Consider the following 5,969-nt stretch of genomic DNA (forward strand, 5'->3'; position numbering starts at 1 on the left):
TTCGCCGTCTCGTACCGCGACGCCGGCGGCCAGTGGGTGGAGTACGGCAAGGGCGGCACCGTGGGCGCCAAGCGCCTCGTGCGCGGCTCGAACGTGACCGCCAGCGCCATCAAGATCGACCTCAGCACCCTTGACGGCAAGGTCGCCCAGATCTCCGAGGTCGGCGTCTTCAAGACCACCAAAGCCTTCGAGAAGCCCATGCCCGTCCCCGAGGGCATGGAAATCCTCGACAACGCCAAGATGCAGACCAGCAGCGGGTGGAACCAGGAGAAAAACGCCAGCTTCATCGACGGCACCAGCATGTGGACCGGCCAGGCCGGCGCAACCGCGACCTTCCAGTTCGATGGCACCAAGTTCATGCTCATGGGCACGGTCGACCCCAACCATGGCCACGCCAAGATCACGATCGACGGCAAAGAGCCGATCGAGATCAACACCCGTGCCAGCAAGCGCGCCACGAGCGTCCCGCTCTTCACCTCCGACACCCTCGAGGCGGGCACCCACACCGTCAAAATCGAGGTCGTGGGCGGTGACAAGGGAGCCGTTGGCATCGACGCCGCCGCCTACCTGAACAACAACGGCGCGGGCATGATCGACTTCGACGTGACCGAGATCACCATGGACGAGAATTCCGTTTACGAGCTCGGCGTCACGCGCAGCGGCGGCTCCACCGGCAGCGCCGAGGTGGTCGTGAACTTTGAGCCCGGCTCCGCCGTTCAGGGCGACTTCGACACCGATTCCAAACACGTAGTCTTCAACGAGGGCGAGACACACAAGACCGTCCAGGTCCGCACCAAGCGCGTCGTGAGCTCCAGCACCATCGGCAACGGCCAGTTCTACGTGACCATGGCTCCGGTCTCCCCCGAGGGCCTCGTGATCGGCTCCAACGACGACGTGACGGTGACCATCATCGACCGCGAGTCCAACTACACCCTTGAGAAGCTCAAGGAGGCCATCCAGAACGCCGAGGCGGCGGCCAACGCCGGACAGTACACGGCCGAGAGCGTCCGAGTCCTCGACAAGGCGCTTGTCACCGCACACGCCGTGGTAGCCAAGGACAATCCTTCCGCCGATGCCATCTTCGAGGCCATGAAGGTCCTCCAGGCTGCACAGTCGGGTCTCGAGATCCGCAAGGCCTACTCCGAGGATGAGCCATTCGCGTTCCCGAGCATCGTTGGCACCACCTCGACCATCGAGTTCGAGCTCGGCGTGCTGCATAACGACACCACGGGTGACAACAACTGGCCCATGGCGATCAAGGATCGCGACGGCGCGAGCCTGGGCAAGCTCGTCGACTCCGTGGGCGAGAACGACACGATCGCCATTCCGTTCACCGTCGAGCGCGCAGGCACCTACAACGTCAAGCTGCGCTACATGAGCGGCTCCAGCAACAACAAGGTCGTGTGGACCGACGCCAACGCCGATGACCCCATCATCGCGAAGGGTGAGCATGCGGCCGGGCACACCAATGCGGATGCATATCAGACCGTCGACTTTACCTTCACGGTGAACAAACCCGGCACCTCCCAGCTCGTGTTCAAGGGGCCCAAGGAAAAGTCCCCACGCCTGGACAAGCTTGACATCACCCTCGCCGCGGACAGCCTCACCAGCTTTGGCGCCGTGGGCCGCGCCGGCGTGGGCGGCACCGTGACGCCCGAGGGATTTGTCGCCCTCAAGGACGGCAAGACGACCTTCACCGTGACCCCCGACGAGGGCTACCGCATCGCATCCGTCACCAAGAACGGGACGCCGGTCGATGTTGCAGGCCCCACCTCCACGACGTCCGTCGAGGTCACCGAAGTCGACACCGAGAGCGGCGATGCCGTTGTCGAGGCCGTCTTCGAGAAGATCCCCGCGCCTTCCCCCGAGCCTGAGCCGGAACCCGACCCGCATCCGCAGCCCGACCCGCAGCCGGAACCCGAGCCGCAGCCGCAGCCCGACCCGCAGCCGGAACCCGAGCCGCAGCCGCAGCCCGACCCCAAGCCCGAGACCGGCAACAAGCCGAACAAGAAGCCCGCAGGCACGAACGGCCCGCTCCCCCAGACTGGTGACATCGCCGCTATCGCCACGCCCGTCGCCCTGAGCGCCTCCGCGCTCATTGGCGCCGCAACGGCCCTAAGAAAGAAGCGCCGCTAGTCTGTCTGCACACTCGCAGGGATGCAAAGGTGGAAGACGCACGCCGTCTTCCACCTTTTTCTTTTCGTTTTGGCGGTTGTGGTCAAAAGGGACTGTGGACGAAAAGTTGGACACCTTGACGGTGTCTGGTCTGGAGGTTCGCATGCACACCAAAGAGGAGGTCGGGCTGTTCCTGCTCGCGCGAGAGGATGGCATGTCCGTCGCCGAGGCCGCGGCGTTCGTCGGCGTCGGGGGAGGGGCCGCCAGAAGCTGGGACGCGGGGATGCTGCCGCACAGCTACACCGGCAGGCCCTGGGACTCGGGTAGAATCGGGGGCGGCGACGCCCGCACGACCCGAGGGGAGCCCGAGTGGGGAAGATCGAGATCAAGGGGCCGTACGAGCCGCCCGAGACGGGCCCGCTCGCCGAGATGACTCCCGACCAGATAGAGAAGCTGCTGCTCAGGGCGGTGTCGGACGACCTAAAAGAGGGAGGCTCGCACCCCCTTCGACCCCGATGCGGAGCAGGTGCGGGCTCGCCGGGAGATTGAGGGGGCCACCGGTCTTCCGACGTCGACGATTACCCGCTTCCTTGACATCCCCAGGAGCACCTACTACCACCACCTCTCGCGGGCACTTGGCTGGAGGACGCCCGACGAGACCGCCTTGCGCTGGGCTACGCGGTGTAGGATTGTCTAAGAAAATGTCCGCATCCCCATCCGCAATGAACGCTCTACACGTTCGTTCAGTTCCTTTGCCACGAGGCCCCAACGATGCGTCGGCGCCGCTTTCCGCAACACTCCCCATACGCCTTGCCCGAGCCACATGGGCACGGGTCTGCGTCGCTCACGCGGATCTCGCTTCCGTCCGGCGCGTAAAACACCTTGCGACCCGTCAGGCGCTCCATGTGCTCTCGTCTTGACCAGCCGTTATCATCCCACGAGGGCAGCGCCTGGTAGAAATTGATGACGAGGCGAATGAGCTTCACCGTGGAAGGCGCTTCGTGCGGATATCCATAGAGCTTCAACGCGCGCATGGCAGATCCGAGCGAGCCCGTGGCAACCACGGAGGTCATCAGGTCCTCAACCATGCGATCGGCGAAGAAATATTCGTTCTCCCCATCCGGCACGATGCCATCGAGGAAATTCCTAAGTGCTATGGCCTCCGGCAGCGAACAGGCAAAATCGAGCCATCCGTCTTTGACCAGATCGGAGCTGAGCGGACAACGCGGGGTGGCACGGTGCTCTTGGATAAGCTGGTCGATATACTCGTTGGTTTGGCTCTCAAAACGATCATAGGCAGCCTGGATGCGAGCCGCCGTCGTGTCGTTGGCGGGACGTGCGGCGAGCTGCTCGCGCAACGCATAAAAGAGCTCATCGACCGTCGCACCGCCCTCTTCCATAGCGGCGAGAAGACCGAGAAGCGCCCCGTCCCCGCACTCCTTGACCGCATCGTGCACGAGGCAGGGAACGCTCAGCACGCGATTGGCTACGTACTCGGTACCATGGCGGAAGACTAGCCCCGTGCGGCACAGACTCCAATACCTGCCTGATGCGACACCCCTGAATTCTTCGATCGAGATGGGCGTGAGCGTCATTTCCGCATACAGGCGGTACGCCTCTGCCAATTCGATCACACCGTACAAGTACGTACACGATTCAATCACTCGAACGGCCTGATCCAACGGGAATCCGATAGCTTCGAGCTCACCACAGTCCTGCGTAGGCGTGGATTCCCCCTGCCCCTGGGGTTTTACTTGGCAATCAGCCACCCCCTCTCCCTCAAGCGACTCAAGCAGCGCTACGGCCTCTTGCTCAACGAGCTCAGCGCGCTTTTCTTCGGGAAGGCCATAGAGCACGCCGCGATGGAAGCCCTCGCTGGGCTCGTCCTCGTGCTCGGCATCATTAAGCAAGTAATCGATCTTGTTTTGGAGGGCGCGCGTCTTCTCGGCGCGCGCGGTGAGTCTGAACGTCCGCGCATCCGAGATGGGAGGGCATTCCACAGACGCAGCGTACGCATTCGCTTCCTCTTTTGACAGAGGGGGCAGCCCATGCACGCGCATGGGCTCTTGCATCACGATGACATCGCCGAAAGGAAGCAAAGCGCCCTCAACGCAAACGGGAAGCACCGGAAATCCGAGCTCCAGGGTCTCCCCAAAGCCACTCACCCTGAACAAGATGCCATCGCCCACGAGCAAGGCAGTACCGTCTTGCACTTCGAGCACGATGTATATGCCAAACAGGGCATCTTTCCAGCTCCGGACCAGATTCAGCTCAGAAGCCGACAAGCGATAGACTTCCTCTTGCGCAAAGTCATCAATTACGTCGGGCGTGTGCCACAGCTCCTGCAACACGAGCAGGCATTTTTCCTCAAGTTCAGGTTCAATGGGCCAAGCCGGACTGAATACATCGAAAACCGGCACAACGCCCAAGCGTTCGTTGGCGTACGTCATGAGCTCGCGAAGGAGCCCGTAGTATTCCCTTTGTTGCGCCTCATCCATGCGCATGGTCTTCCCTTCGACGCCACATCGCGCGGACCTTTTTAATAAACGGATGTTCATTATTTTGTCCGACTTGCTATTTGATGGTGCACGTTTACCACCTCCGACGCCCTCGCTGCAACGAATCAACCCGTTTGAAGCCACCGCCGTGGGCATCTACCCCGAGAACCGGGCAACAGCGGCAAGAGACTGGGTATTGAACACCTTTTCAACCGCAACCTCATACTCATTGATCTTCCGGACCTTCCGCACCGTGCGATGCACCGCCATGGGGTCGGCAAAGGCGCACTTGGCGTAGAACCACCACTCCTTCATGCGGAAGACCGCGTTGCCGCCGATCTCGTCGACGTATGCATGGAACAGCTTGTCGTGGAACTGTCTGAGTTCGTCCGCGCTCGCAGCCAGGCCGCCGGCGAGCATGCGCGCGAGGGCCGGATTGGCGAGCAACCCGCGTCCGAGCATCACATGACGGGTCCGCGGGTGCGCTTCCGCGAGCGCATCCATGTCCCCCGTGCCAAAGATGTCGCCGTTGTAGGCCACCGGGAAGGGCGCGCGCTCGAGCGTTTTGCCATACGGCTCCCAGCGAGGTTTGCCCTGGTAGCGGTCCTTCTGCACACGCGGATGCACGATGAGTTCCGCGAGCGGCAGGGTGCAATACAGCTCGAGGATGCGCCCGTACTCGGAGTCGTCCTCGAGTCCAAGGCGCGTCTTGACCGAGACGGGCAGGGCCGAGCGCTCGCACACGTCGCGCAGGAACGCCTCGAGCGCGTCCGGGTCGCGCAGGAAGCCGGAGCCCTTGCCCTTGGAGACGACCGTGCCGGACGGGCAACCGAGGTTGAGGTTAACCTCGCCATACCCCAGCTCGGCCAGCTCGCGTGCGGCCCACACAAACTCGTCGGCGTTCTTGGTGAGCAGCTGCGGGACGACGTTCAGGCCCTGGTTGTTGACCGGGTCGATCTCCTTGAGGTTCTTGCCGCCGAAGGGGGACCCCACGCGCGGCGGTGGGAGAAAGGGCGTGTAGTAGCGGTCGAGCGCGCCGAAGCACTCAGCGTGCACGCGGCGGAATGTGTGCCCCGTGATCCCCTCCATGGGGGCGAGTGAGTACAGCATCTATCGATCCTCCCAGGGCGTGATGACCAGCTTGAGGCAGCCGTCCTCGTGCGCCTCGAACGCGCGGTACGCCTCCACGGTGTCGTTGAGCGGGTAGCGGCCGGAAATGAGGCAGCCCGTGTCGATGCGGCCCTCCTGCACCAGGCGCATGGTCTCGCGCAAGTTGCAGGCGTCGACGCCGCCGGTCTTGAAGACGAGGTTCTTGCCGTACATCTCGTGCAGCGGCAGGGTCTGGGCGCCCTCGTA

General features: G+C 63.1%; 3 protein-coding genes and 1 pseudogene. 1 reads left to right on the top strand and 3 read right to left on the bottom strand.

Annotated elements, in window-relative coordinates:
- Positions 1–2,136: hypothetical protein (locus ACT8II_RS08690; protein ID WP_443813823.1), on the top strand; the 2,136-nt coding region annotated here is incomplete at its 5' end.
- Between the two features lie 722 nt (positions 2,137–2,858).
- Here ACT8II_RS08690 and ACT8II_RS08695 read toward each other — a convergent pair.
- From ACT8II_RS08695 to ACT8II_RS08705, 3 genes and pseudogenes are all read right to left on the bottom strand, one after another.
- The gene (locus ACT8II_RS08695) at positions 2,859–4,619 is read right to left on the bottom strand and encodes an SEC-C metal-binding domain-containing protein (protein WP_158574847.1); all 1,761 of its coding nucleotides are present in this window, start codon (positions 4,617–4,619) and stop codon (positions 2,859–2,861) included.
- A gap of 150 nt (positions 4,620–4,769) precedes the next feature.
- Positions 4,770–5,723 carry a tRNA dihydrouridine synthase gene (locus tag ACT8II_RS08700; RefSeq protein ID WP_294121948.1) on the bottom strand — a complete coding sequence of 318 codons (954 nt, stop codon included), beginning with the start codon at positions 5,721–5,723 and terminating at the stop codon, positions 4,770–4,772.
- A pseudogene (locus ACT8II_RS08705) lies at positions 5,724–5,969 on the bottom strand (alcohol dehydrogenase); the annotation flags it as partial.

The sequence above is a fragment of the Collinsella sp. genome (genome assembly GCF_052346665.1).
Lineage (GTDB): Bacteria > Actinomycetota > Coriobacteriia > Coriobacteriales > Coriobacteriaceae > Collinsella.